The 23,496-nt window shown below is 39.2% G+C and carries 16 protein-coding genes; 5 read left to right on the plus strand and 11 right to left on the minus strand.

Annotated elements, in window-relative coordinates:
• Positions 1-84 precede the first annotated feature (84 nt).
• The 6 genes from ACFO6W_RS15540 to ACFO6W_RS15565 form a co-directional block, all read right to left on the minus strand.
• Positions 85-642 carry a K(+)-transporting ATPase subunit C gene (locus ACFO6W_RS15540; protein WP_379998031.1) on the minus strand — a complete coding sequence of 186 codons (558 nt, stop codon included), beginning with the start codon at positions 640-642 and terminating at the stop codon, positions 85-87.
• Positions 643-656: 14 nt separating this feature from the next.
• Entirely contained in the window at positions 657-2,672 is a 2,016-nt protein-coding gene (gene kdpB / locus ACFO6W_RS15545) for a potassium-transporting ATPase subunit KdpB (RefSeq protein ID WP_379998033.1), read from the minus strand.
• Positions 2,673-2,686: 14 nt separating this feature from the next.
• Complete coding sequence (kdpA, locus tag ACFO6W_RS15550; RefSeq protein WP_379998035.1) at positions 2,687-4,375, minus strand: potassium-transporting ATPase subunit KdpA; 1,689 nt, start codon at positions 4,373-4,375, stop codon at positions 2,687-2,689.
• Between the two features lie 576 nt (positions 4,376-4,951).
• A complete protein-coding gene (locus tag ACFO6W_RS15555; protein WP_379998037.1) occupies positions 4,952-6,061 on the minus strand; it encodes an ABC transporter permease in 1,110 nt (369 codons plus the stop codon).
• A 32-nt stretch (positions 6,062-6,093) separates the two neighbouring features.
• Complete coding sequence (locus tag ACFO6W_RS15560; protein ID WP_379998039.1) at positions 6,094-6,834, minus strand: ABC transporter ATP-binding protein; 741 nt, start codon at positions 6,832-6,834, stop codon at positions 6,094-6,096.
• A 230-nt stretch (positions 6,835-7,064) separates the two neighbouring features.
• Positions 7,065-7,487, minus strand: coding sequence for a hypothetical protein (locus ACFO6W_RS15565; protein ID WP_379998042.1), 423 nt, complete (start codon positions 7,485-7,487; stop codon positions 7,065-7,067).
• 714 nt (positions 7,488-8,201) lie between these two features.
• Here ACFO6W_RS15565 and ACFO6W_RS15570 point away from each other — a divergent pair.
• The 5 genes from ACFO6W_RS15570 to ACFO6W_RS15590 all read left to right on the plus strand — a co-directional run bounded on the left by ACFO6W_RS15570 (position 8,202) and on the right by ACFO6W_RS15590 (position 16,639).
• Positions 8,202-9,077, plus strand: coding sequence for a T9SS type A sorting domain-containing protein (locus tag ACFO6W_RS15570; protein WP_379998044.1), 876 nt, complete (start codon positions 8,202-8,204; stop codon positions 9,075-9,077).
• 23 nt (positions 9,078-9,100) lie between these two features.
• A complete protein-coding gene (locus tag ACFO6W_RS15575; protein ID WP_379998046.1) occupies positions 9,101-15,256 on the plus strand; it encodes a polymorphic toxin type 23 domain-containing protein in 6,156 nt (2,051 codons plus the stop codon).
• A 23-nt stretch (positions 15,257-15,279) separates the two neighbouring features.
• Entirely contained in the window at positions 15,280-15,927 is a 648-nt protein-coding gene (locus tag ACFO6W_RS15580) for a hypothetical protein (protein WP_379998048.1), read from the plus strand.
• Positions 15,928-16,077: 150 nt separating this feature from the next.
• Complete coding sequence (locus ACFO6W_RS15585) at positions 16,078-16,464, plus strand: hypothetical protein (RefSeq protein WP_379998050.1); 387 nt, start codon at positions 16,078-16,080, stop codon at positions 16,462-16,464.
• Positions 16,465-16,477: 13 nt separating this feature from the next.
• Positions 16,478-16,639, plus strand: a complete 162-nt coding sequence (locus tag ACFO6W_RS15590) for a hypothetical protein (protein WP_379998052.1) — start codon at positions 16,478-16,480, stop codon at positions 16,637-16,639.
• Between the two features lie 67 nt (positions 16,640-16,706).
• On the opposite strand, the gene ACFO6W_RS15595 is transcribed toward ACFO6W_RS15590, so the two are convergent.
• The 5 genes from ACFO6W_RS15595 to ACFO6W_RS15615 all read right to left on the minus strand — a co-directional run bounded on the left by ACFO6W_RS15595 (position 16,707) and on the right by ACFO6W_RS15615 (position 23,419).
• Positions 16,707-16,928 carry a helix-turn-helix domain-containing protein gene (locus ACFO6W_RS15595; RefSeq protein ID WP_379998054.1) on the minus strand — a complete coding sequence of 74 codons (222 nt, stop codon included), beginning with the start codon at positions 16,926-16,928 and terminating at the stop codon, positions 16,707-16,709.
• Positions 16,929-17,193: 265 nt separating this feature from the next.
• Positions 17,194-17,940, minus strand: coding sequence for a LicD family protein (locus tag ACFO6W_RS15600; protein ID WP_379998056.1), 747 nt, complete (start codon positions 17,938-17,940; stop codon positions 17,194-17,196).
• Positions 17,927-19,750, minus strand: coding sequence for an aminotransferase class I/II-fold pyridoxal phosphate-dependent enzyme (locus tag ACFO6W_RS15605; RefSeq protein ID WP_379998058.1), 1,824 nt, complete (start codon positions 19,748-19,750; stop codon positions 17,927-17,929). The genes ACFO6W_RS15600 and ACFO6W_RS15605 overlap by 14 nt, the downstream gene beginning before the upstream one ends.
• Before the next feature lie 35 nt (positions 19,751-19,785).
• Positions 19,786-21,198, minus strand: coding sequence for an HlyD family secretion protein (locus tag ACFO6W_RS15610; RefSeq protein ID WP_379998060.1), 1,413 nt, complete (start codon positions 21,196-21,198; stop codon positions 19,786-19,788).
• 10 nt (positions 21,199-21,208) lie between these two features.
• Entirely contained in the window at positions 21,209-23,419 is a 2,211-nt protein-coding gene (locus tag ACFO6W_RS15615; RefSeq protein WP_379998062.1) for a peptidase domain-containing ABC transporter, read from the minus strand.
• Between the last annotated feature and the right edge of the window lie 77 nt (positions 23,420-23,496).

A 23,496-nucleotide genomic window follows, 5' to 3' on the forward strand; every position in this document is an offset into this window, starting at 1 on the left:
TATCACATTAAATCATTTATATACAGATAATTTAATTCATTATTCATTGCAAAATTTAGACACACTCTTAAATCGGCTTTATTATTATAAGTTATCCAATGCTATGTTTAGCTTTAATACATTAATCTTTTCAGGGCCTAATAAACCAAGTAATGGTTTTTCAGTTTCCCGGTCAATCAACTCAAGCAATTTAGATTCTTCCATATGACGGATCTTTGCTATTCTTTTCACCTGCACCTTTGCTGCCTGTACCGAAAAATCAGGATCAAGGCCGCTTCCGCTGGCTGTTATCATATCAACCGGGATTTCCGGTTTATTTACCTGCGGATTATGTATCAGAAAGGTATCTATGCGCGCCTGAACCTGTGCCAGGTATTCTTCGTTGGATGGACCTTTATTGCTCCCCCCGGAACCCGCTGCATTGTAATCGACAGCCGATGGCCGTGACCAGAAATATTTGTCATCCGTAAATGATTGCCCGATATTCGAGTAATATTTTTTCCCATTGAGTTCTATTATCTCTCCCTTGCCCTGATTTGGGGAAAGTTGGGCGATCCCCCAAACCGCAACCGGATATACAACCGCAAAGAGTAATAGTGTAGCGACTGTCAGCCTGATGGCCGGAATAATATGCTGTTTCATTTTCTTTATTTTTATCAGATGAATAATGATACGATTATGTCTATCAACTTGATTCCTGCAAATGGAACAAGGATTCCTCCCAGACCATAGATAAGTAGATTTCGTCTTAACAGAGCCGATGCTCCTATCGGTTTGTAGGCGACTCCTTTTAATGCCAACGGAATCAGAATGGGGATGATTATTGCATTAAAGATAATAGCTGAAAGTATAGCGCTTTCGGGACTGTTCAATCTCATGATATTGAGGCTTTGCAAAGCCGGGATGGCTGTAATGAACAATGCCGGAATAATGGCGAAATATTTAGCGACATCATTCGCAATACTGAATGTAGTAAGTGTACCTCTTGTCATTAGCAACTGCTTACCGATTTCTACCACCTCTATCAGTTTAGTAGGGTCATTGTCCAGATCCACCATATTACCGGCTTCCTTTGCTGCCTGAGTCCCGCTGTTCATGGCTACACCCACATTGGCCTGTGCGAGAGCAGGTGCATCGTTTGTACCGTCACCCATCATTGCAACCAGCCGCCCTTCATTCTGCTCCTTTTTTATATAGTTCATCTTATCCTCGGGTTTGGCTTCCGCGATAAAATCATCGACTCCGGCTTTTTCCGAAATATATTTTGCTGTCAGCGGATTATCTCCGGTTACCATAACTGTTTTTATTCCCATTTTGCGTAAGCGTTCGAAGCGTTCCTGTATGCCGGGTTTAATAATATCCTGTAATTCAATCGTACCGACAATCTTATTATTAACCGATACGACCAAAGGTGTACCTCCGTTCTCTGAAATTATTTTCACCATGTTGGCTACATCTTCCGGATATGGGTTTCCGTTTCTTTCGGCTAATGACCGGATAGCATCGGCAGCTCCTTTGCGTATCTGCATATCTCCGACATCAACACCTGAGCAACGTGTCTCTGCCGTGAATTCTATAAACTTGAAACGGGATGCAGGCATATCGTAATTAGACGGATTCACCTGAGCCAGTTCGACGATTGATTTGCCTTCGGGTGTCTGATCTGCTAATGAGCTTAGAACGGTAATTCTGACAAACTCATCATTATTTACTCCATCGGCAGGGTAAAAATGAGTTGCTTTACGGTTGCCGATTGTAATAGTCCCTGTCTTATCCAAAAGCAGGACATCGATATCTCCCGCGGTTTCTACGGCCTTTCCGCTCTTAGTAATTACATTTGCCCGTAATGCCCTGTCCATACCGGCAATACCGATGGCAGACAATAACCCGCCGATGGTCGTAGGTATCAGGCATACAAATAGTGAGATAAAGGCCGCAATTGTAATCGAAACATTCGCGTAATCGGCAAAAGGCTTCAGCGTAACGCAGACAATTATAAATACAAGTGTAAATCCCGCAAGGAGTATGGTCAAAGCGATCTCATTCGGCGTTTTCTGACGGCTTGCACCTTCTACCAATGCGATCATTTTATCCAGAAAACTTTCTCCGGGCTGGGTTGTGACCTGTACTATTATTTTATCCGACAAAACCTTTGTGCCTCCTGTTACCGAACTTTTATCTCCTCCAGCTTCCCTGATAACGGGTGCGGATTCTCCGGTGATGGCACTTTCATCTATTGTAGCAAGCCCTTCAATGATCTCCCCATCGGCAGGAATAATATCTCCGGCTTCACAAACAAAGACATCTCCTTTCTTTAATAGAGCGGAAGATACGATGCTCCCGTCTTGAAGTTTTGCCGGGGTTTCTTCTCTCGTTTTCCGTAGACTATCAGCCTGGGCCTTTCCCCGTGCTTCAGCAATAGCTTCAGCAAAATTGGCGAATAATACAGTCGCCAGGAGAACGAGAAAGACAATGAAATTGTAAGCGAAACTACCTTGCGAAGTTTCTCCGGATAAAGTCCATAGGCTAACGAAAAACATAATTATTGTCCCGATCTCCACAGTGAACATAATCGGATTGCGGAACATTATTTTAGGATTCAGTTTCACAAAAGATTTTCTAAGTGCTTCCTGCACTAATTCTTTCTGAAACAAAGATTGATTCTTATTCATATTCTTTATAATATTTAATACAAGGTGAAGTATTCGGCAACAGGCCCCAAGGTTAGAGCCGGTAAAAAGGACAACAATGCGATAATAAGGATAACGGCAAATACCATTGTGCCAAACGTCGCCGTATCGGTTCTTAATGTACCGTCACCTTCGGGGATAAACTTCTTTTCAGCCAAAAGTCCGGCAATGGCTACCGGGCCTATTATCGGAAGGAAGCGGGATAATATCAATACGATTCCGGTACTTATATTCCACCACAGCGTGTTATCACCTAATCCTTCGAACCCACTGCCATTGTTTGCTGAAGATGAAGTGTATTCATAAAGTATTTCACTGAATCCGTGGAATCCGGGATTATTAAGGGTGGATGCCCCCTCGCCGGGAAAGGCTGTCGCAAGCGCTGTTCCTGCCAGAATAAGGAACGGATGTATCAGCGCAATAATCATGGCTATTTTCATTTCCCGGGCCTCTATCTTTTTCCCTAAGAATTCGGGTGTACGTCCAACCATCAATCCACTGACGAATACAGCGAGGATTATAAATATAAGGAAATTGAGTATGCCAACTCCAACTCCACCGTAAAAGCAGTTGACCATCATAGCCAATAACTGGTTCATACCTGACAATGGCATCGTACTGTCGTGCATAGAGTTGACAGAGCCTGTGGAAATAACGGTCGTGACAATACTCCAGAATCCCGAAGCAGCAGCTCCTATGCGGGTTTCTTTTCCTTCCATCGCTCCCGGTGAATTATCAACGCCCATCGCTGATATTGCGGGATTGCCATTTATTTCCATTGCTATATTCGGAATAACGAGTAATAAGAATCCGATCGTCATTATACCAAGTATCATTCGCGCGAGCCTCTTTCTTCCTGTAAAATAGCCAAAAGCAAAAATCATGGCTATCGGGATAACAAACTGCGCAAACATTTCAGCCATGTTGGTCAGATAAGAAGGATTTTCGAACGGATGAGTTGAGTTAGCCCCGAAGAAACCGCCTCCGTTTGTTCCTACATGTTTGATGGCTATAAATGCAGCTGCAGGTCCTCTGGATACTTCTACCGTATTCCCTTGCAATGTAGTGATACTGTCTTTTCCTTCAAATGTCATCGGAGTACCTTCGAACACGAGTATGATGGCTATAACAAAAGATACAGGCAGTAAAATGCGGGTACATGATTTTATGAAATAGTCATAGAAATTACCTAACTGAGTAGTGCTTTTATCCCGGAAAGCCCTGAATACAACTGCTGCCGCTGCCATACCCGTACCTGCGCTAACAAATTGAAGGAACATCAGCCACATTTGCCCCAGATATGATATACCTGTTTCCCCTGAGTAGTGTTGCAGGTTGCAGTTTACCACAAAGGATATAGTTGTATTGAATGCCAGATCAGGAGACATATCCGGATTATTATCCGGATTCAAAGGGAGACTGCCTTGTGTCATTAAGATCAGCATCCCCAGTAAAAACCAGACAAAATTAATGGTGAGTAATGCTACAAGATGTTGCTTCCAGGTCATCTCTGCCAGAGGGTTAATTCCTCCCAATTTATATAATAGCCTGTCTATCGGATTGAAGACGGGATCAAAGAATGTCTTTTCCCCTCCATAAACTTTTGCGATGTACTTTCCTAAAGGTATTGCCAGAGTTACAGATAGAACAAACATTACAATTATGCCTAAAATTTCTGTGTTCATATTTTCTTATATTTTTCTTGTCTGTTATTTTATCAGAATTTTTCCGGACGTACCAAAACGTAGCAGATGTAACAAAACACCCCTATTGCTATAATAAATAATGGAATCATAATCGTAAATTTTATATTTTTTCAAAAAAATCTATTGTTTTATAAAATAATCCGAAGCAGGCAATACCTGCTATTATTAATATCACTGTAAGCATATTCTTCTTTTTTAGTTATACTTATAAAATCCTTTTAATCGTTTCTTCTCTATATGCTATTTATATGCCAAAGAAAGATGGACAGGCTAATGTGTCTGGATATAAATGTGTTGTAATGTAAATGGTGCGGTGAGTAAATTAAAGGAGCCTATCATAATGAGAAAAACATTCTCATTATGATAGGCTCCTGCCTGAAGTATTGTTATCTTATTTGGCGGCTAGTGATTAACTCTGGAACTATTATTATAATTATTTCACCATCTTAATACTAACAATAAATATCATATTGTAGGTATCTGTACTCAACCTTTACAAAATAGTAATTCAGCTTAGTATAGACTACAAAAAAATGAATGATGAGAATCGTAGATTCAATTCCATTTAAATAGTTTCATACCTATAGCGAAACAGATAAGTCCGAGAGCAGATAATATACAAGTCGGATAAATCACTTCCATCCATCCGGCTCCTTCATTAAAAATGCTCCGGATTCCATCGGTAAGTGCTGTCAGAGGGAGTAACTTAATGGCTCCTATACTCCATTCGGGGAAATTATGGTAACTAAAGAAAATACCTGATAACAACATCATAGGCATTTGTACAGCATTGATCCATCCGGTGCCGACCTCCGTTTTAGTAGTGCGGGATGCAACCAGGATAGCGATTCCGGTAAAAGCAAGATTTCCTGCCAGAAATAAAACAATCAACGCTCCGATATTACCCTGAATATGGATATCGAATATTAACCAGGAAAAAAACAACAGGATCAGAGATTCAACTACATTCATGAGAATACGGACAAACATCAATGCAAACAAAAAATTCGATTTTTTCATCGGGGTCGCAACCATGCGCCTTAATAATTTCTGAGATCTCCGTTCTATAACTGTATAGCTAATGCCCCACATGATAGAACTCATCAACCCGAAAGCAATCAGTCCCGGAATCAGGAAGTCGATATAACGAACACCCATCAATGTTAATGGTTCTATATCCGTATTCTCAGCATTCATACTTGAATCGGGTGATTTCACCAATGCCGAAAGTTTCATATATGCTAATTGAGACTGAGTATTGAGCGGATCGAAATGATAAACGGCTTTACCCAACGAATCCGTAACAATCACATCTGCTTCACCTCTCTTTAGTGATATGATAGCTGAATTCCAGTCGCTTTCTAAAAACTTAAATACAGTATTACCCAGTGTTTTGTTACTGACTTTCCAATTTTGGATATTTTCTCCTTTGCTCTGCGCATTTGTAGCATAAATGTTGAGAAGTGAATCTAATTCTGTCTTATTTTTCTCAACAAGAACAACATTAAATTTTGATTCTGTTTGCTGTGTAAAAGCCAGGCCCAACCCAATAGAGATAAGCACCGGGAAAATCATGCCCCAAAAAAGGACTTCCGGTTCACGGATCGTCAGCAGGAATTGGGTCTTGAAGAGTTGATATAATTGATTGTTTTTGATTGGTTCCATTATTGAAATAATTGAAAGTGTACAAGTATTTATTACAGCATGACATTTCCATTCTCACGAAGAGCTTTCCCTGTGAGACTGATAAATAATTCGTCGAGATTTCGGGAATTCTCGTCTAGCAATTCTTCCAGTTTCCCTTCCTTTAATATTTCCCCTTCATCAATAATTATGATATGGTCGCAAAGCGATTCCGCTTCTTCCATATAATGGGTTGTCAGGATGAGAGTGGTTTCCCTGCTGTCTTTTAATTCCTTCAGAATATTCCAAAGGTCGAGCCGTGAATTGGGATCGAGTCCGGTAGTAGGTTCATCCAGAAAAAGAATTTGTGGAGTATTTAATAATGCTACACCCAAAGCAAGCCGTTGCCGTTGTCCTCCTGAAAGTGTTCCTACCATCGACTTTCGTTTACTATCCAGTCCGGTCAATTCGATAATCTCATTCGCTCGTTCTTCGCCAAGCCGGAAAAAACTGGCAAACAGGCGTAAGGTTTCAAAGACAGTCAGCTTATCGGAAAAACGTGTTTCTTGTAATGACAGACCAATAATTGACCGAAGTTCTTTTTCATTTTTTTGCCAATTTTTACCCTGCAGCAAAATTTCTCCCGAATCCGGTTTTTTTAATCCTTCCATCATTTCAACCATTGTTGTTTTTCCGGCTCCGTTAGGCCCAAGTAAAGCAACAAATTCTCCGGGATGTATTGCAAAAGAAATACCTTTTACGGCATGTACATCTTTGAATGACTTATATACGTCTTTTACTTCTATCTGAAACATGATATATTTATTTTCCCCTAACTATTTTTATTATTGGGTGGTAAAAGTAATAACGAATTTTATTACTACAAAGTTTTGGTATCTGTCAATGTGTGTTTAATTATAAAATTTTTCAATAGGGATATTACGGTTAAAAAGCAGCAGGGACTGAGAAGATCGTGATTCATACTTACGGAATAAAAATTACTTATATGCTATTTAATGTAAAAATAAAATTATGAGTATTGATATTAAAAAATGTTAATACCTTTGTATCCGGATTTTGGTGCCACAATTCCATAATGAAGGAAAAGTGATGAAAAGGGAATCAGGTGTAAATCCTGAACAGACATATTGGTAAGGGGTATGGTAATGGTACCGTTATCAGGAAGGTTGGCTGTATAGGCCGCAACCGTATAGGTTATAGTCTTGTCTGCATTGTTTACGGTAACTGCGGAGAATCCCACAGGCTTGCTTATTGAGCCGATAGTAAATGCTGTGAAGTCCGTATCCCCCTTCATTACTTTGATTGTCGACATGATGCTTACCGCATTTAATACCGTACCTTTGCTTGCCGCTGCGAACACGCAACTGCTTACCGACTGGTTGATTGTGTAGGCGTCATTCAGGGTTTGTATATTTACCTGCCCGCGGGCTATAAGTTGTCTGGCCATTTTTTACCGTTTTATACGGTAAAGAATAGGATAGAAAAGGATTCGACGTTTAATGAGCGATGTTACCCGAAAGATTTAGGTTTTAAAATAAATAAGTTTTTTCCCTGCATTTTAAGTGGAAAAATTATATTGATGGGACACTAAAAAATTAGCTGCATTTTTAAATTATCATATATAAACTTCGAAAGGCATTGGGGGAAATAATTACCTTATGCTAATTGAGGAAATTTCTAATAACTAAATGATTTAACCGGAGAACTTTTCTTAAAGCCAAAAGAATTAGATATTACAGTGAAGAGTTATAAGGCCCAAAAGGGTATAGCTTTTTTGAACCATGGGAACAATTAATTTACAAAAGTATAGAGATACAATGGCTGTATATTTTCTTCTTCCGTTTTCTATGTTGTCAAACATATCCGGATAATATATTGGTTATATAAAAACAATTAATTTTAACATTTAAATGTAAAAAAAACTAGCGCCCAGTCCAATGAAGACAAGAACATTATCCTTTCTAATATCTATCTGCGGGAAACTTAACACTCACCGCTCCGGAGATGTGTTAATAAAACGACGGGCCGAACTAAAATCGCATAACCCGGTAGGATATATCAGACCTAAAGATAAATAATAAAGAAAGGATATCTCTACATTTTTTTCGACAAAAATAAACATTATCTATACATACATAGGATAAATTAAATCCCCAATATTATGAAAACCATCAAGATATTATCTTTTGTCATATTCTGGCTTATTATCAATTCCATTTCAGCCCAAACAGGGTTAGTAATAACCTCCGGGCAGGGAACAATAAACAGCTTTTTTAGTTTTCAGAGTCCGATCCCCGAGGTTTTTACGTTTGAAGAGACCAGGGTTTGGAGTAAATCTACTTTTGGCTGTGCTGTTTTGTATTACTTACCTTTGACTCGCCCTACGAGGTTGAAGATAGACGTCAGTTATGAAGGGCCATCCACAACCACTATAGCAGGTATTATAATAATACCGACAGAATATATAGAAGTAGTCCGGACTTCCCACGAAATGTTGCTTCCTCCGGGTAATTACAATATCGGTGTTGCTCCTGTACATTCCAGTATGCTGGGACAGGATATATTTTCAACTATTTTTGCAAATCCTACTTATCTGGACTGTAGCTGTTGTGTGCCGGATGTACCGGGGAAATTGACTATTTCCCTTCAGGGTAATATGCCGGCATCCAATTCAAATTATTATAGTTATGATGTTGCGGGAAACAGGATAACAAGGACAATCACCCTTAATACACAGCAAGCAAACTTAAAATCCGGCATAGCGGATATAAAACCTTCTGTTTTGGAGGATGACATTGTCGAAGTTAAGATATATCCCAACCCGACAAAAGGACAGTTGACAATAGAAATCCCTGATGCCGCCAATAGACAGAAAGGAAATATAACTATCTATAATATAAATGGACAGGTTATAACAAGGAATGCTATCAGTTCTGACCGGGAAAGTATAGATATCAGTTCTAAAGCCAACGGCGTATACATCATGCAAATTAGCCTTGATGGGAAAATTTCCTCGTGGAAAATAATTAAAAATTAAGCAAAATTTGATAGTAATTTATTATGAAAAAGATATTACTCGTCATACTGTCAACTTTGTCAAGCCTAACAATACTGTATGGGCAAGCAAATGAATTTAATTATCCCGATGTGCCGGATACATCAAGTTACAAATCCGAGGCTGTAGGTGGCATCAATGGAACGTTTGGCGTATCGCCTACTGGTGGAGCTACGTTTTCAATCCCTATTGAAGTTCCGCTGGGAGTAGGCGGTATGCAGCCAAACCTCTCTATCGTTTATAACAGCCAGTCAGGTAATGGTATCGCCGGATGGGGATGTAATATATCCGGTTTGTCGGTAATTACCCGCGGGCCGAAAAATATTTATCACGACGGTATGGCTAAACCACTTACCTATATGACCGATGATGCATTCTACCTTGATGGGAAGCGGTTGATTTACTATTCATCCGGAACGGCCGGATTGGAAGGAACTGTATTTTATCCGGAATCCGACCCTTTTACAAAAGTGATCGTTCATGGTACATACAATACCTCCACAGCTAATCTATGGCTTGAAGTACAGGCACCCGATGGTATGAAATATTATTATGGCAATACCACATCCGGTAGGCTAAGCTATACCTCCGGTAGTTCGCCACGGATATATTCATGGTATTTGGATTATGCGGAAGACCCTTTGGGTAATACAATGTCATACACCTATTCCAATACGGATAACTTCATGCGCCCTAATACGATTATTTACGGGACGAATAAAAATTCATCCACAGGCTTATCCAATACGATTACTTTCAGTTACGAATCCCGTAGTGATGTTACTCCTTTTTTCCTTGAAGGCAATATAAAAGGACAGATGAACTACCGGTTGAAAACAATCACGACCAAAACCGGCAGTAATACTTACCGCAACTATGATTTAATGTATAATAACACCAATGATGGCACGGCAACCAAATACTCACGCCTGACAGGCGTAACTGTAAAAAATGCGGTGGGAGAAGCCTTAATACCTATTACATTAAACTGGATATATCTGCCTTCTTTTTCCGGATCAGTTAGTCAACCTACAGTAAATGCCGCTTCAAGTTATCCCACGGCTAATTTTGAAGAACAACGGTTCACTTCCGGAGATCTCAATGGGGACGGGCTGACGGATATAGTAGGGATAGCTTCTGTTAATACTCCATTTACTAATGATACACACGCATATATATATTATGCTTCACTCAACTCCTCCGGAAATGTACAGTTTATGACCGGTGAGAATTTCTCTATCGGCAGCAGTTTTAATATGGGATACTGGAGTCAGCAAAAAGGCGGATTTTCTGCTGTCGACTTCGATGGTAATGGCGTAAATGAATTATTCATACCAAATTTAACGAATGATGGCACACGGGCAGATTTCTCTTTTACTTATTATGGTTCTATATCCGGCAGATTTGTCTTTACCCTGAAGTATAGCACTGAAATGCCACTCAATGCAACAGGTGATTTCAATAAGGATGGGAAAGGGGATGTCATATATATGGAAAAGGGCCACTATAATAATAAATATTCGGGAGCAATAGTAGGATGGGATTCCGGAACCACATTATATAAAGCCACTTTCGAACTTACTTTACCCACTAACCCTGAAAAGATGTTTGTCTCGGACTTTAATGGAGACGGACTGGATGATATGATGATATTCTACAGTGGCGGATATACTATTTTCTGGAACCAAGGTAGCGGAATAAGCACATCCACATTTACCGACAGTAAAAAAACAACGGGAAGTAATTTCGGCGCAGGTTACTGGACGATGATACGTTCCGGAGATTTTAACGGCGATGGACTAATGGATTATATAACAAATGACACAAATGATACTAATTGGTATTTTGCCCTCAATAACGGTGATGGCACATTCTCCAGATCGGTAGCTTGTTCGATTTATGCTTACGATCAAAGTTCCACCAGTAGCGACGATGACAAATTTGAATGCATGGTATTTGATTTTGATTCCGATGGAAAAGACGATGTGCTTATTACCAAGGCAATGTACTCGCTATTGAGCAAAACCTATACTTACTGGATGCGTTCGGACGGAACTACACTTACACAAGTTAAGTCGGCTACGTCAAGCAAGACAGATGACGGGCTATCCTATCGTTATTTAACAGGTGATTTTAACGGAGACGGGCAAGTAGAACTGATGAACTATGGCTACGATTGTTACAACAGCACAAATGCGAACAGCGATCCTGTATGGCGGTTATACAGGAACAGTAATTTCTCCGCGGATGCAGGAAAAGTAGGCACGATTACGGACAGTTATGGCGGCAGGACTACGATTAGCTACGCCTCATTTGCCAATGGAGGAATTTATACCAAAGGAACGGGAAGTGTTTACCCTGTGGCCGATTACATGGTTCCATTCCATGCGGTTAAATCGGTATCTGTCAGTAACGGCGCTGCCGGAGATGTGACGACTAATTACCAATACAGCGGACTGAAAGTACATTTGCAAGGAAAGGGAATATTGGGGCTTACCTCTCAGAAAGTGGATAATATCACACTTGGCATAGTCACCGAATCGGGTGTCAGGACATGGAATACAAGCTTCTATATACCTTCCGAGACATACTCCAAAACAACGGTAGGGGATAAGACCGCCGAAACAAATGCGACACTGACGGTTGTGGACAAAGGCTCTAAAAAATATTTCGCCTATCCTTCGACCAAAACGGATAAAGACCTGGAGGGAAATACCGTTACCACAACCTTTATATTTAATACCATTTATGGTTATCAGGAAGAGGAAAAAGCAGACTTCGGCAACAATATGTATAAGACCGTGCAATACGGCAGTTACATACTGGCAGGTGGAAGCTATAAACCCCAATTGATTACTTCAACCCAAAAACATACTGATGATGATGCCGCCTTTACGCAAAAGACAGCCATTACATACAATACCACTAAAGGATACCGGACGAATGTTATCGAGAATCAAGGCGCTGCCTTGCAATTAACTGCCGATTACACCTATGATAATACCGGTAATATGCTGACTTCGAAAGAAAGCGGTTCAGGAATAACATCGGTTACGGTGAATAATATATATGATGCAACCTACCGGTTCTTAACTAAAACGTATACTACCCCCGCGTCTTCAGTAAGCAGTTACACCTATGATACCTGGGGCAATGTACTGACTGAAAAAGATGAAACGCTTTCAACCAATGTGCTTACTACTACACATACATACAATAATTGGGGAAACAGAACCTCCACTGTTTTTCCCGATGGAACTAAAATAACAAATCAATGGGGTTGGGACATTTTCCAGTCCAAGTGTTATTATGCCCTTACCCAAGGAACAGGACAGCCCTGGGTAAAGACATGGTATGATGATAAAGGGCGTGAAGTACTGGTGGAATCCTACGGGGAGAAAAACATGAGTATAAAGAAAACTACATCCTATAACCCGAAAGGGCAGGTTTCACAGGTGCAGTCACAAACAGGAAACCTCACTACTACCGAGAGCTATACTTACGATACGCAGGGAAGAATAGCTTCGTCAAGCAACAGCACAGGACAGAATGCCTCTTATACTTACGGCAACCGAAAGGTTACGACTGTTGCCAACGGGAGTACCTATACCAAAACTTCCGATGCCTGGGGTAATATCAAAACCGTTATTGACCAGGGAACGACCGCAGCTTATACTCCGGCATCATCCCTTGCCTATACTTACTATTCGTCGGGTAAACCGAAAAATATAGTAGCAGATGGCGCCACTTTCTCCATGACGTATGACATTGTAGGAAATAAGGCTACTTTAACTGACCCGGATGCCGGGACAATTTCATACACTTATGATGCTGCCGGAAGGTTGACAAAACAGGTTGAGGGAAAAGGAAAGGTAACAACCAACGCTTATAATGCTTTAGGACACCTGATAACAACAACTATCGACGGTGTCGCCACCACCTACACTTATGGTACATCAGGTAATGAACTGCTCCAATTGACCAAAGTGCAGACCGGCAATAATTATATAGCCTATACCCATGACAGCTACGGGCGTATCCTAACAGAAAAATGGCAGGTAGAGGGCAACAGCGGAACGCTCGATTATACCTACGTCTACAATGCACAGGGACAATTGGGTGCAACGACTTATCCGGACGGGTTACAGGTAAACAAGCAATATGATGCATACGGGAACCTGGTAAAAGTGTTGGCCGGTACACAGGTTATTTGGGAATTGACAGGAACGACGGGCCTGGTAACTACTACGCAACTGGGCGGAACGCTTACCGCTACCCGGACGCGAAATGCGCAGGGACTACTCACCAACCTGAGAACTGTCTATGATACCTATAGAGGAACGTTTGTGTTACGTGATATGAATTATGTATTTGACGGGGCTACCGGCAACCTGACATCCCGTAGCGGTATGCTGCCGGCTGCCGAAACATTTGTTTACGATAAAATGGACAGGCTTACCTCGGTGAAGCAGGGAGCTGTATCCTCAATGAAAATGACTTATCTGGCAAACGGGAACATAAGCTCCAAGACAGGGCTGGGCATTTATGGTTACGGAACTAAGCCGCATGCCGTTACATCTGTTGAAAATACGGGCAATCTGTCATCATCCGAAACCCAGGCTATAACCTATACGGCATTCAACAAAGCGGCAAGCATCAGTGAGAAGGTCGGAGCGGACAATCTCCTGCTGAATTTCACATATGGTCCTGACCAACAACGCTGGAAAACCGAACTGAAAAAGAATAACGTTTTGCAGAAAACAATTGTTTTTGCAGGGGACTATGAAGCGGTTACCGAAAACGGGGTAACTATGCAAATGTATTACATAAGCGGCGGCGACGGATTGGCTGCTGTCTATGTAAAGCAACCGGGACAGACGGATAGGATTTATTATGTGCATACCGACCATCTGGGAAGTATAATTAAGATCACCGACGGTAACGGCTCGGGAATCTTTAATGCGAGTTACGATGCCTGGGGTAACCGCACGGTAGGCTCTGCCTTTGTTTTTCATCGCGGCTACACCGGACATGAGCACCTGAAAGAGTTCGGATTGATCGATATGAACGGGCGTATGTACGATCCTGTACTCGGACGATTCCTGAGTCCGGACCCGTATGTCCAGTTTCCGGAATTTAGCCAGAATTACAACCGGTATAGTTACTGTTTGAATAATCCGCTGAAATATACGGACCCGAGTGGGGAATGGTTTGGACTAGATGATTTGCTTATTGCCGGAATAGGATTTGTTACCGGTTATGTTGGATATGGAATTTATACAGGTGATTGGGGAGCGAAAGCATTCGCATCCGGTGGTATGGGTGCTCTTTCGGGTTGGCTTGGATACAATACCGCCGGTTTGGCTTCCGGACACATTACAGGCTCTACATGGAACTTCGCGGGATCTATGGCTTTCAGTACAGCATATAATCAACTTGCGCCACCGATGACTATTCCTATCAACAACCACTTCGGATTATCCGTATCCCCGGGACTTGGTTTTGGTACAAGCGGCTTGACAGGAGGTATGAATATCGGAGCAAGCTATACCGATGGAGACTTCAGTATCGGGGCGGGCATTGGGGTTGGAAATAATCATTGGGGATGGAACGCTGCCGCAACTGTTGATGGCTGGGGCGGTGGCTATGGAAGAACATATTATGGGGTATCGGAGATTGAAGGGCAGAAATATGGAGCACAGAAAGTAGGTTCTATTACTGGCTATTTCAACCATCATTCTTTCACTTTTTCTAATGATGCGCTTGGTGATAAAGAAGATCGTTGGCGTACAAATGCCGTTGAACTCAATATCGGTAGGTATTCGATAGGTACATATCTGTATACTAATTGGGGGAAGCAAGATGGAGAAGGTAAAGATTTAGAAAGAGAAGCTCCACTTCTTGGAAAAAATAAAAATGGAGCTTGGATAAACGGGCGTGTACATTTTGCACCTGCCTGGTTCGGATATAGGAGTAAAAATGGCCGTCAGGTAACCCGTATAGGATTTAGTCATCCGATGGTTCAAAATCTGACACAAAACCTGATACATAAATATACATGGCTAGGCAATGCTCCTTATTTTCTAAATTATGATGATTTCAGGACTGGCGGATATTTCTATTCCGGATATAATAATCCTTTATCTTTATGGGAACGATAACTATTATAATTAATTAAATATTTATGAAATATATTGTATTATTCATTTGTATATTGGCTTTATCTTCTTGTTTCTCACAAAAGGAAGTTATAAAGAGTTCAACAATAAAGATTGAAGGGGGAACCGCAGGCATTAGGTCATTGATTAATATTGATGGATATTATCCTATTTCGTCAGAATTACGATATGGAGCAATTACATTTTTTGAAGATGGAACTTGGGTATATTTCGGATTTAAAAGTGGAATCCCCATAGAAGAAATCAAAAAAAATATGTCTGAATCTGTGTTAAATTGGTCTGGAAACAAACAAATCCGATGGGGAGTTGATTGGGGGGTATATACCATCCAAAATGATACTATTATCGTACATTCATATGACAAACCGGCTCTATTAAAGGCACTAGCCATATCTGAGATAAGATACAAGGTTGTAGACAAAAATACGATACAAAGAATTTATTTTAGAATCATATCAAAGGCAGATGATGACTATTATAAAACAAATAGTCCCTGGAGATATCAAGAACCCATGCATTTTACCCCAGCCGACTCAATACCGCCTTCAGACAACTGGTTAAAAGAAAACAAATGGATTTGGCGTAACGAATCCGACTGGAAAGACTATATGCAAAAAGTGGAACAGAAGAAAAAGCAATTTAAAAAGAAATGAAAAATAAATGTCTTGCTTGATGGGAAAGCCATTTCATAAGGGAGTGGGATAATTTCATTTATAAAATTCCATCGAAGATGGTAAAGAAAATATTATTTATTTCAGGTAGTCTATTAATCTTGTCTTCTTTATTTTTTAAAAGGGCAAACGATGGACAGTGTTAAATGCGAAGATTATTTTAGATGTATAAATAATGATTTATTAATAACAAGGTGGTCGCGAGCGCCAATATTAAAAGAATCAAATGATTCAATAATCTGTAAATTATGTGAAATTCTTTTGAATAATACATATGAAAAAGTAATTGCCACTTTAATTATAGATGAAAATGGTATTCCTGTCTGTGTAAAAACTATTCCGAAAATTGATAATGATTCTTTAAGAACTATAGTGAAAGAAATGTTATATGCGATAAAATTTAAGCCAGCAAAAAGATACGAAGAACCAGTAATTTCATATTATCCGATAATATTTAATGGACAAAGATGCGGAATGTATATGGCCAATACTAATAAAAGAGTGAAATATAAAAAATAAAACAGTAAGCAAATTGAAGATTGGACAATTCTCTGCCGGAATCAACTCTCAAGGTACGGATATTGCCAGTGGCCGGAAAGATAGGGAGGGATTGAAAGAAATAGTCCCTGGAGATATCAAGAACCCATGCATTTTATCCCAGCCGACTCAATACCGCCTTCAGATAACTGGTTAAAAGAAAAATTCATTTACCAAAGAATTTTCGGCAACAGCATTGTGCATATAAATCCCGGCTTGCTTCATTACTCTATCAAATTAGTCCTGTCCATCGGCACAGCGCCGAGCTGCATCCCGAACAGTTTTAATACCTGGTTCACTTTATCCATTTTCAGGGTTTCTTTCCCCTGTTCCAGTTCACGCAGGAAGCGAAGCCCTACACCTGCTTTCTGTGCGAACTCTTCCCGTGAAAATCCAAGCGCCTTGCGTTTAGTCTTCACATATTCGTTCAATGGTAAATTATTCATATTTGATACCTTTTCGGGTACAAATATAAGGATTTTATTTAATAAATACCCGAAAGGGTATTGTGTTGAAGTAATATTTGCAAGAATTATCAAATGAATGCCGGTAGTGTTTGGTAAATACCGGATCTGTTTTTTAGCTTTTCTTTTTTCTGGCGAGTTGTTTTAACCGGAGTTTCATGATAGCGTCGGCTATCTTCCCAGGCTTCTTCACTATTAAATAGTTCCAATATACAATTAAGTTTTGATTCAGAATCCTCTGCTCTATCTATTCGGAAGTCTTAATTTTAGTTGGGTGAAATTCTTTCCAAATCAGGCTTTCCGGATGATCACAAGAATTAAAAATATCAATATCAGGAAGTTTCTCTTGCTCTTCGATGCTGGGCAACTTCATATAATCACCATAACAACGTTTCAAATAAGAATCATAACCGATCGGGATTGGAAATTCATGCCCTTCAAAGCTGGCCGTATCCAAATATTCTATTTCCTCAAGTTTTAAATAGATTCTGGACTGGCTGAGAATTCTCTCAAATCCATTAGAAAACCAGCCATTTTTTGAATCATAATCATAAACAAAAATATCAAGTTGAATACCATTATGCCAGTTTGTTGAACTACTTTTGGACTTTTGGGCGCCAATATTATTACTGAACCGATCGCGTAAGCGGCCTTCAACAATAAAGCCCCATTCACCTATATTAGGATCTGAGTCTCGGTTTTGAAAAAATATATCAAAAGGTAAGTCTTTTACACCTTTCTCTATAAATAGATTATAGTCTTCTCTGAGCATACCTATATCTATATCATAATCCCATGGAATAAAACCCTGATGACGTATTGCTCCCAACAAAGTCCCATAATCTAACCAATAATCAATGTTGTATTTCTCACAAATAAAATTAAATATTCTAAGCAGTCTGAATAAGACAATATTTAATTGTTTTAGAGGAGTTCCCCCTGCCTCTCTTTCATCTGGGAATTGCGGGTATTTTAAGTAGTTATTTGTTCTCATTTCTTAACATTTTTAATGCCGTTAATAATTTATTATTATTAAATCTGTCTTTAATGGCAACTCGAACATATTCTTTGTTTTTTATGCCTTTTTTATCGGAGCAGTCTTTTATAAAAATATTATATTCCAATAATAGTTTTCGGGTTAGCTCTTTTGACGAATATTGTGAGGTAACCTCACATAAAAAATAATTGGCTTTAGAGGGGATAACTCTCAAATAAGTAATTTTACATAATTCACTGTATATATATTCCCTTTCCTCCATAAACCGGATACAGGCCTGCTTATAATCATTTCGATACCTATCTATAATTTGCATAAAAAATTCTCCGTATGAATTAATATTCCAGATGGGTAGTTGCTTATTTACTTGGTCAATTATATCCTTGTTTGAGGTAGCCAGTATTCCTAAACGAATACCAGGAACTCCGTATGATTTCGATACACTTTTTATAATAGCCAGATGTGGATTATCTTGGATTATCTTATTATCAAGTAAAGTATCTTCTTGACCATTACCTGAGAAATCGATAAATGATTCGTCTAATAGCATAAAAATATTACGTTCTCCAGCCCATAAGAGGAGATCTAAAACCTGCTTCTTCTCTATCATATTCCCACTCGGATTATCCGGATTTATTAATAGAAGAGATGATATATCCTTGTCTTCAAAATATTCTTTTATATCTTTTGAGCCATAACTAAAATTATCGGAGTTTACGGTGTAGCAAACTTTTGCTTGCTCTTCCAAACAGTTGGGATATTCCTCGAATGTTGGATAGATAATTCCTGTCTTGCCCCGTAATATATTCATTAGGGCTTTTATCAGCTCGGATGCGCCATTGGCCAGAACAATGCAATCAGGACTTATATTAAAAAAATTTGCGGCTAATCGATTGTTAACCTGGCTTCCTGAAGGGTATGAGGTCAATAAGGTTATAGAAAATTGTTTTATCTCCTCTAAGATCTGCTTAGTCGGAAAAAATGGATTAACCAGATAGCAGAAATCTATCATATCAGGGAAGCGCCAATAGCCCCCGTAGTGTTCTTTATAATTATTCAGTATATTTTTTTCAGCAGAAAATAGTGTCTGTGCAACTTGATAGTCTTGAACATCATCTATTTCATACCATTTCTCATTTTCTAAGGGCAATCCTTTTAGTTCAGTCTTTTCTATTTGAGTTAATATACCCAGAACTTCCTCATAATATTGGCTATTTCCGAATGCTTTTGTATAAGCTTCCAGAAAAGGAATATATCTGTTTCGGGAAAATTTCTTGCTGAATTTATGGATATTCACCGTTTTGTAATATTGGGATGTATTGGTTTGTTCAAAGGCTGATTTCAGGATAAAAGATGTTATCCTCCTTTCTTTATCCAGTTCTACCATAGTTCCACTCATCCAGTACTGATATGGAGCTACTACTGATAGATTAGGATATGGATCTGAAAGTAATCTACTAATTATTTTTTCTTCAAATATTAAATCTGATTCTAACAAAATAGTATCATCTTCATTGAGGTATTCTTTAGCCAAAAACAACGAATAGATATTATTGGTCTGACTATATAATGGATTATTTACAAAAGAAATAGGTATTGTCGGATATTGAATTGTCAGATGGTTTTCCAAATTATCATCACAATATCCTGTTACAATAATGATTTTACGAATATTATGTTTTAAGAGGCAATCGATAGTATAATCAATGAGTTTTTTTCCCGAAATATCAATCATGCATTTTGTATTATTCCGAGTTAATTCTTTCAAACGAGTCCCCATTCCGGCGGCTAAGATAATAGCTTGCATAATATTACGATTTTAGTGTTGTTCATATTCATTCGTTAGTTGTCCATTCCTTCTGTCCAAATTTTTCTCAAAGGCATAAAAAAGCGTTCTAGTAAGGAAATATCTTCGGTTACAATATCTGCTTGCGCTTGCATTTCAGGAAGGTAAGGTAATTCTTTCTCGTAGGTTGTCTTTAATCCATCTGGTAGTTCAATTTCTACTGTATAATAGGTTTCTCCTAGTGTGTTTTTTGTTGGAACCAGTGATATACTCTTTACTGTGCCTTTTATGATACCGTATTCATTGTCAGGAAAATTAGAGAAACGGATATTTACCTTTTGTCCCGGCTTTACTTTGCCTGAACGGGTTAACGGCATCTGGGCCTTACCGATAATTTCCAGATTATCTTTTGGTATAACTGTAAAAACAGTTTCCCCTGTTGTTACATTTTGGTTTTTTACCCAATAGCTAGTAAATGTCACACGACCGTCTATTGGGGTGACAAGGGCATAATTCAACTCCCATGCTTGTATCTCGGACAGGAGTTGCGCTATATAGGTTTTAAGCTGTGTCTCCAGTTGATTCTTTTTATCCTGATACTGGTATTCGGTATCAAGCAGGCTTTCCTGCATTCCGGTTATCTGCATTTCGGTATTTTGGATAGTGGAATGTATATTTTCCAGTGAAAGATAGCCTTGCAGGTATTGGTTACGGGTTGTTTCAAGCTCTTCGGAAGAGATGACCCCTTTTTTATTCAGTACCGAGTCCCTTTGGTATTGATTTCTACCCAGTTGGAACTGCTCTTTCACTATAGCTCTTTGTCCTGCAATGGTTTTATGGTAGTTTTGATATTGACTGATTTTTTCTTTCATAAAATCAATCTTTTGTGTATAGTATTGCAGGCGTTTGAATTCATAGTAATCGAAAAGCCTTATATAGAAACTGGAATACAGAGACTGTATTGCCCCTAATTTAAGATCTTTGGGTGGGAGGGTTATTAGAGTATCTATATTTTGGTTCAATAATTCTATATATTGTTTGAGGACTTGTATATCTTCTGTGTTTGCTGGATTTTCTATAACAGCCAGATAATCCCCAGTTTTCACTTCTTGTCTGTCCTGTATGTTCAACTCCTGTATTTTTCCAGAGGTTCTTGTAATTAATGCAGAGGCAGGAGTAGTCCCTGTAAGAGTCATGGTGGTAGCTATTATATCAGGATATTTGAAAATGGAACTTCCTATTAAAATAACTAATACAATAAGAGCAATGAGAGTAATGCCTCTCCGTAATATCCATGAGGGGATACTACCCAGTACTTCCTGGAATTCTTCGCTACGAAGCTCTATATCGGTATTACTTATTGACGTTTCGATCAATGTAAAACCAATAGATTTATCTGAACTATCGGATTCTGATATATTCTTTATTTTATTGATATCTTTTATATTTCTTTGAAACTCTTTATTCATTCTGCCTTTGTTATATACCTAATTCCAGTTGATTTTTTACCAGTGTATAATAGACTCCTCTTTTATCAGTCAGTTCCTTATGTGTTCCTTCTTCTATGATCTTGCCATTGTCCATGACCACAATGTTGTCTGCGCTTTGCACTGTACTGAGGCGATGGGCTACGATAACAACAGTCTTTCCTTTATAAAAACTATTCAGGTTATCTAGTATAATCCTTTCATTGTTGGCATCCAATGCATTAGTTGCTTCATCGAAAAAAAGAAAATCAGGGTTTTTATACACAGCCCGGGCGATCAAAAGTCGCTGACGTTGACCTTGACTAATACCGTTTCCTTCCATTCCTATTTTAGTATCATATTTAAGAGGCAATGATTCTATAAATTCCTTAATATTAGCGATCTTTACTGCGCGTAATAATTTTTTCTTATCTAGGATATCTTCTCCTACAGCTATATTATTAGCTATGGTATCGGAGAAAATGAAGCCATCTTGCATTACGGCTCCCGATTTATGTCTCCACAAATGAGGATTTATATCATCGATTGGAATATCCTCTACCTTTATCTTTCCTTTATTAGGCTGATAAAAAGCCAAAAGTAGTTTTATCAAAGTGGTCTTGCCGCTTCCGCTGGCTCCAACAATGGCTGTTATCTTATCTTCGGGTATAATAAGGTTTATTCCGTTTAAGACATAATCCCGGTCTGCGCCGTCGTAGCTGAAATACAAATCCTCTATATAGAGTGACTTACGTGCAGGCAATTCGTTTATTTTCGATCCGATGGTTTGTTCTTCATCTTCTTTATTGTGAATCTCATTTAGACGTTCGAGGCTTATCTTGGCATCCTGTGCCGCCTGCACAAAGCCTATTACTTGTCCGATTGGGCCGGATAACTGGCCAATAATGTAACTGACGGACATCATCATGCCCAATGTCATCTCTCCCTCGATAACAGAGCGGGCGGCAATGAATGAGACAAAAAGTGAGGTTGTCTGGCTGAAAAAGACCGATCCCATTTGCTGATATTGTCCCAATGCAAGTCCTTTAATGCTTATATTGAAGAGTTTTACTTGTATACGTTCCCATTTCCAGCGTTGTTGCTTTTCGCAATTATTAAGCTTGATTTCCTGCATACCTGTTACTATTTGTACCAGATTGCTTTGTTCGGCAGAGGCTTGTGAAAAACGTGCCATATCCAGTTTCCGGCGATACCTCAAGAATAAAAGTATCCATAGGATATATAAAGCATTGCCTAAAACAAATATAGCTAATATGGTAAGGTTATAGTAAGTAAGGATAAAGGTAAATATGATAAAGTTGACAAACGAAAACAGGGTGGTCAGGGTAGAACCCGTAAGGAAGGATTTGATACGGTCATTATCCCCGATACGCTGCATGATATCTCCCACGTTCTTTGTATCGAAGAAACGGAGTGGTAACTTCATTAATTTAGAGAGAAAGTCTGAAATAAGTGATATGCTGATACGACTGTTGACATGGAGCGTAATCCAGTTGCGGATAAATTCAACTGCTATCTGAGTAATAAAAAGGATTAATTGGGATATTAATACAAGTGTAACAAAATTCAGATTGCTATATCCTATCCCCTGATCCACGGCAGCCTGGGTAAGAAATGGCAGGATAAGTGAAAGTACACTCCCGACTAATAGTCCCATAATAAGCTGTATGACCTGTGATCTGTAAGGACGGAGATAGCCAAGAAAATAGTGGATACTTTTATTTGATCCATCCAATCTGTTATCCTGTATGTAGAAATCAGGGGTCGGATCTAATAACAGGGCTGTGCCAGTATCTTCCCCACCTGAACAGGAACTAATCCAGCATTTGAGGAATTCAGTCTTGTTCATTGTATATTTTTCTCCGGCTGGATCAGAAATCTTAATCTCATAATGACCATTGCGTTTCTTTTTGATACTGTAACAGACGACAAAATGATTCTGATTCCAATGTAGAATGCAAGGTAGAGGTTTTTCCGCTACAAGTTGATCAAAGCTTATTTTAATTCCACTCGTGCGGAAGCCGATTGATTCGGCGGCATCACTGATACCAAGCATGGAAACGCCTTCTCGAGTAATAAAGCTCTTTTCCCGCAGATAATGAACCGAAAAGCTACGTCCGTAATACTTCGAGATCATTCGAAGGCAAGTCGGACCACAATCCATAGCATCTAATTGACGGGAAGAAGGGAATATTTGTAACATAAAAAAGTATTATTTATTATAAAATAGTTTTGAAGTGTTGATCTCACCAGAAGTCCAATATACAATTTTCCCCAATT

The organism is Dysgonomonas termitidis, assembly GCF_042654545.1.
In the GTDB taxonomy this organism is placed as follows: Bacteria; Bacteroidota; Bacteroidia; order Bacteroidales; family Dysgonomonadaceae; genus Dysgonomonas; species Dysgonomonas termitidis.

What these genes read in the sequence shown, in the direction of transcription:
- ACFO6W_RS15555 (WP_379998037.1), bottom strand. Translation starts at nt 6,061, where the DNA reads ATGGAACCAATCAAAAACAATCAATTATATCAACTCTTCAAGACCCAA.
- ACFO6W_RS15605 (WP_379998058.1), bottom strand. Translation starts at nt 19,750, where the DNA reads ATGCAAGCTATTATCTTAGCCGCCGGAATGGGGACTCGTTTGAAAGAA.
- ACFO6W_RS15610 (WP_379998060.1), bottom strand. Translation starts at nt 21,198, where the DNA reads ATGAATAAAGAGTTTCAAAGAAATATAAAAGATATCAATAAAATAAAG.
- ACFO6W_RS15595 (WP_379998054.1), bottom strand. Translation starts at nt 16,928, where the DNA reads ATGAATAATTTACCATTGAACGAATATGTGAAGACTAAACGCAAGGCG.
- ACFO6W_RS15560 (WP_379998039.1), bottom strand. Translation starts at nt 6,834, where the DNA reads ATGTTTCAGATAGAAGTAAAAGACGTATATAAGTCATTCAAAGATGTA.
- ACFO6W_RS15570 (WP_379998044.1), top strand. Translation starts at nt 8,202, where the DNA reads ATGAAAACCATCAAGATATTATCTTTTGTCATATTCTGGCTTATTATC.
- ACFO6W_RS15575 (WP_379998046.1), top strand. Translation starts at nt 9,101, where the DNA reads ATGAAAAAGATATTACTCGTCATACTGTCAACTTTGTCAAGCCTAACA.
- ACFO6W_RS15585 (WP_379998050.1), top strand. Translation starts at nt 16,078, where the DNA reads ATGGACAGTGTTAAATGCGAAGATTATTTTAGATGTATAAATAATGAT.
- ACFO6W_RS15600 (WP_379998056.1), bottom strand. Translation starts at nt 17,940, where the DNA reads ATGAGAACAAATAACTACTTAAAATACCCGCAATTCCCAGATGAAAGA.
- kdpA (WP_379998035.1), bottom strand. Translation starts at nt 4,375, where the DNA reads ATGAACACAGAAATTTTAGGCATAATTGTAATGTTTGTTCTATCTGTA.
- kdpB (WP_379998033.1), bottom strand. Translation starts at nt 2,672, where the DNA reads ATGAATAAGAATCAATCTTTGTTTCAGAAAGAATTAGTGCAGGAAGCA.
- ACFO6W_RS15540 (WP_379998031.1), bottom strand. Translation starts at nt 642, where the DNA reads ATGAAACAGCATATTATTCCGGCCATCAGGCTGACAGTCGCTACACTA.
- ACFO6W_RS15565 (WP_379998042.1), bottom strand. Translation starts at nt 7,487, where the DNA reads ATGGCCAGACAACTTATAGCCCGCGGGCAGGTAAATATACAAACCCTG.
- ACFO6W_RS15580 (WP_379998048.1), top strand. Translation starts at nt 15,280, where the DNA reads ATGAAATATATTGTATTATTCATTTGTATATTGGCTTTATCTTCTTGT.
- ACFO6W_RS15615 (WP_379998062.1), bottom strand. Translation starts at nt 23,419, where the DNA reads ATGTTACAAATATTCCCTTCTTCCCGTCAATTAGATGCTATGGATTGT.